Source organism: Methylobacterium trifolii, assembly GCF_022179685.1.
Classification (GTDB): domain Bacteria; phylum Pseudomonadota; class Alphaproteobacteria; order Rhizobiales; family Beijerinckiaceae; genus Methylobacterium; species Methylobacterium trifolii.
In genome coordinates this window covers 1-3,956 of the sequence record NZ_BPRB01000136.1, presented here as the reverse complement: position 1 = coordinate 3,956, position 3,956 = coordinate 1, and the positions used below count along the sequence as shown (strand labels likewise).

General features: G+C 70.4%; 4 protein-coding genes. All 4 read left to right on the top strand.

Features of this window, described 5'->3' with window-relative positions; genetic code table 11:
• Positions 1-367 precede the first annotated feature (367 nt).
• Positions 368-1,297, top strand: coding sequence for an AEC family transporter (locus COGEMETH_RS12995; RefSeq protein WP_238183060.1), 930 nt, complete (start codon positions 368-370; stop codon positions 1,295-1,297).
• Between the two features lie 110 nt (positions 1,298-1,407).
• Positions 1,408-2,625, top strand: a complete 1,218-nt coding sequence (locus COGEMETH_RS12990; RefSeq protein ID WP_238183058.1) for an acyl-CoA dehydrogenase — start codon at positions 1,408-1,410, stop codon at positions 2,623-2,625.
• Positions 2,626-2,796: 171 nt separating this feature from the next.
• Positions 2,797-3,495: a BA14K family protein gene (locus tag COGEMETH_RS12985; protein ID WP_238183057.1), complete on the top strand. Its 699-nt coding sequence runs from the start codon at positions 2,797-2,799 to the stop codon at positions 3,493-3,495.
• A 164-nt stretch (positions 3,496-3,659) separates the two neighbouring features.
• On the top strand, positions 3,660-3,875 hold the full coding sequence (locus COGEMETH_RS12980; protein ID WP_238183061.1) for a hypothetical protein: 216 nt from the start codon (positions 3,660-3,662) through the stop codon (positions 3,873-3,875).
• The last annotated feature ends 81 nt before the right edge of the window (positions 3,876-3,956 follow it).

Below are 3,956 nucleotides of genomic sequence, written 5' to 3'. Positions count from 1 at the left end.
CGGTGCCGGGGGCGGCAGGGCTCTCCGCGGGGTCGCGCGCCACGATGCTGATCTCCCCGTGCGCGACGCCCTCGGCCTCCAGCTTGTCGACCGCGCGGGCGGCGGCGTCGTAATCGTCGAACAGGGCGGTGATGGCGCGTGCGGCCATGGGGCCTCCTCCGGGTGTCTTTTCGCGCGGGCCGGCGATCCGTCCCGTCGGTATGTCACGGTTCAAGCGGTGCCCTGCGCGATGGGTTCCGGTTCCGCCGCGGGCGCTGACGATCCGCGGGCGCCGTGCACGCCCCCGTCCGCGCAGGCCGGCCGGACATGCTATGGGCCTCGCGCGGAGGCCGCACCCCGATCTCCCGAACGAACCGGTTGGAGCGCCGTGAACGCCGTCACGATCATCGTGCCGATCTTCGGGATCATCCTGATCGGCTGGGCCGCCGCGGTCGCCGGCCTGCTCTCGGAGCGGGTCAGCGACGGCCTCTCCGAATACGTCTTCGCCATCGCGGTGCCGGCGCTCATCATCGGCACCCTGACCCGGCCGGGCCTCGATGGGGAGGTGGCCTGGGGCTACTGGTTCTCGTATTTCGGCGGGGCCGGCGCCTCCTGGCTCATCGGCTCCCTGATCGCGCGCCGCCGCAAGGGCGTCGGGCGGCAGGGGGCGATCCTGCACGGCTTCGCCGCCAGCCAGTCGAACACCGTCTTCGTCGGCGTGCCGACCATCCTCCAGGCCTATGGCGAGGAGGGGGCCTTCCCCCTGTTCCTGCTGCTGGCCGTGCACCTGCCCCTGATGATGGGCTGCGCCACCTTCCTGATCGAGGCCGACGCCGACCGGCCGCTGCTCGCCCGCCTGCGCGGGCTGGCCCTCGTCCTGCTCAAGAACCCGATCTTCGTGGCGCTCCTGATCGGCATGGCGATGAAGGCCGGCGGCGTCGCGCCCGGCGGCCCGGTCAAGGCCCTGATCGACGCCTTCTCGGCCACCGCCTCGACCTGCGCCCTGATCGCGCTTGGGGCCGGGCTGAAACGCTACCGGGTGCTGTTCGACCTGCCCGGGGCGCTCGTCGTGGCGGTCCTCAAGCTCGGGGTGCACCCGCTCGTCGTCTGGCTCCTGGCCTTCCACGTCTTCTCGATGCCGGCGGCCTATGCGGGCGTGGCCACGCTGTTTGCCGCCATGCCCGTGGGCATCAACGCCTACCTTCTCGCCGTGCGCTACCGGAGCGAGACCGGGCTGGTGGCGGCCTCCGTGCTGGTCTCGACGCTGCTGGCGCCCTTCACCACCATCGCCTGGCTGACGTTCCTCGGGCGCACCTGACGCCGGATTCGGGGCCTGTCGCTGGAATCCCCGCCCGCACGGGTTAGATCCCTGGCATCGAGACTCCGCGGGAACGCGGCCGTCCGCACAGCCTAGGTGAGGGATCGACCATGAACGCTCCGATGCGCGAGCCGGCCCAGGCGTCGTCCGCCTCCCGCTTCGTCTGGGACGACCCGTTCCTCCTCGACGACCAGTTCACGGAGGACGAGCGCGCCATCCGCGACACCGCGCACGCCTTCGCCCAGGAGCGCCTGCTGCCCGGCATCGTCGAGGCCTACGCGGAGGAGAAGACCGACCCGGACCTGTTCCGGCAGATGGGCGCGCTCGGGCTCCTCGGCCTGACCCTGCCCGAGGATTACGGCTGCGCGGGCGCGAGCTACGTCGCCTACGGCCTCGTGGCGCGGGCGGTGGAGCGGGTCGATTCCGGCTACCGCTCGATGATGAGCGTGCAATCCTCCCTGGTGATGTACCCGATCCACGCCTACGGCTCGGAGGCGCAGCGCCGGAAGTACCTGCCCAAGCTCGCCTCGGGCGAGTGGATCGGCTGCTTCGGCCTCACCGAGCCCGATGCCGGCTCGGACCCCGGCGGGATGAAGACGAAGGCGGAAAAGATCGACGGCGGCTACCGGCTCTCGGGCGCCAAGATGTGGATCTCGAACGCGCCGTTCGCCGACGTGTTCGTGGTCTGGGCGAAATCCGACGCCCATGAGGGCGCGATCCGCGGCTTCGTCCTGGAGAAGGGCATGAAGGGCCTCTCCGCCCCGACGCTGAAGGGCAAGCTGTCCTTACGCGCCTCGACAACGGGCGAGATCGTGATGGAGGGCGTCGAGGTCGGCGAGGACGCCCTGCTCCCCGACGTCTCGGGGCTGAAGGGCCCCTTCGGCTGCCTCAACCGGGCGCGCTACGGCATCTCCTGGGGGGCGATGGGGGCGGCCGAGGATTGCTGGCACCGGGCACGCGCCTACACCCTGGAGCGCAAGCAGTTCGGGAGACCGTTGGCGCAGACCCAGCTGGTCCAGAAGAAGCTGGCCGACATGCAGACCGAGATCGCGCTGGGGCTCCAGGCCAGCCTGCGCGTCGGGCGGCTGATGGACGAGGGCCGGATGGCGCCGGAGATGATCTCGATCGTCAAGCGCAACAATTGCGGCAAGGCCCTCGACATCGCCCGCACCGCCCGGGACATGCACGGCGGCAACGGCATCATGGGGGAGTATCACGTCATGCGCCACGCCCAGAACCTGGAGACGGTCAACACCTACGAGGGCACCCACGACGTGCACGCCCTCATCCTGGGGCGGGCCCAGACCGGCCTCCAGGCATTCTTCTGAGTTCCGACGATTGACGATGAACGGTTCGGGCTGGTGCGCGTTCAGTCTCCGCACGAGCAAGGCGACGCGGTTTCCCAAGATTACCGACTGACCGGCGGCTCGGACTTTTCCATCGTCTCGTCCGTTCACAAGTCGAACGGCGATATCCCGAAATCGAAGGATGAACGCGCGATGAAACGAATTCTTCTGGCATCCGTGCTGACGCTCGGCGCCGCGATGATGCTGCCCGCGGTGGCCGACGCCCAGGGCATGGCGACGAAGGGCAGCGGGTTCGGCGGCGGCGGCGGCGGTGCCATCGGTGGTGGCGGCGGTGGTTTCCGCGGCGGTGGCGGCGGCTTCGGTGGCGGCGGCGGGTTCCGTGGCGGCGGGGGCGGGTTCGGCGGCGGCCTCGCCGGGAAGTCTCCCTTCGGCGGCGGTGGCGGCTTTGCCGGCAACCATGGCGGCTCCTATGGCGGCGGCTTCGGAGGCAACCGCGGCGGCTCCTACGGCGGCGGCTTTGCCGGCAACCGTGGCGGCTTCTACGGCGGTGGCGGTCGCAACTACGGATACGGCTATGGCCGGGGTTACCGCGGCGGCTACGGGCGCGGCCTCGGCTACGGTGCCGCGGGCCTCGGCCTCGGTCTGGCCGCGGGCGGCCTCGCCTACGGCTATGGCGGCGGTTACGGGTATGGCGGCTACGGCTACGACGACGGTTATTACGGCGGCGGCTATGCCCCGGCCGGCTATGGCTACGCCGAGACCGAGATTCCCGTCGCGGCCGATCAGGTCCAGGGGGGCGACGTGGATTACTGCGTGCGACGCTTCCGCTCCTACGACCGCCGCTCGGGCACCTACCTCGGCAACGACGGTCGCCGTCACAGCTGCCCGTAAACCCGTCTCGCGCGACGACGGCCCCGCAGCCTCCCGGCTCGCGGGGCTTTTTTCTGTCGCGAGCCTCTCATTTCGCAGCCCGATTCGATCTACTGCTTCGAGACTTCCGTTCCAGAACCTGGCGCAGGCGACGAGCCGGCGGCCATGGCGCCGAAAGCATGACGATGACCGCCGACGAGATCGCCGACCTCAACCGGGCGCGTGGCGCCCTGGCGCGCCAGCGCAACGCCATCGCCAAACGCCTCGGCGGGATCGAACTCGCCCCCGTCTCCATGGCGGAGGACCTGAGCCGGGTCCTCCTGGCCATCGAGGCCGTCGACCGGACCCTGACGGCCGAGGGCCAGCCTTATATGTCGCCTGACCTGTCGATGGATGGTTGAGGCGCCGGGTCGACTTCGCGAAAGCGGCCCCCGCTTTCCCGACGGACACCTGCGCAACGCGAAAGCCCAGGTCGGATCGCG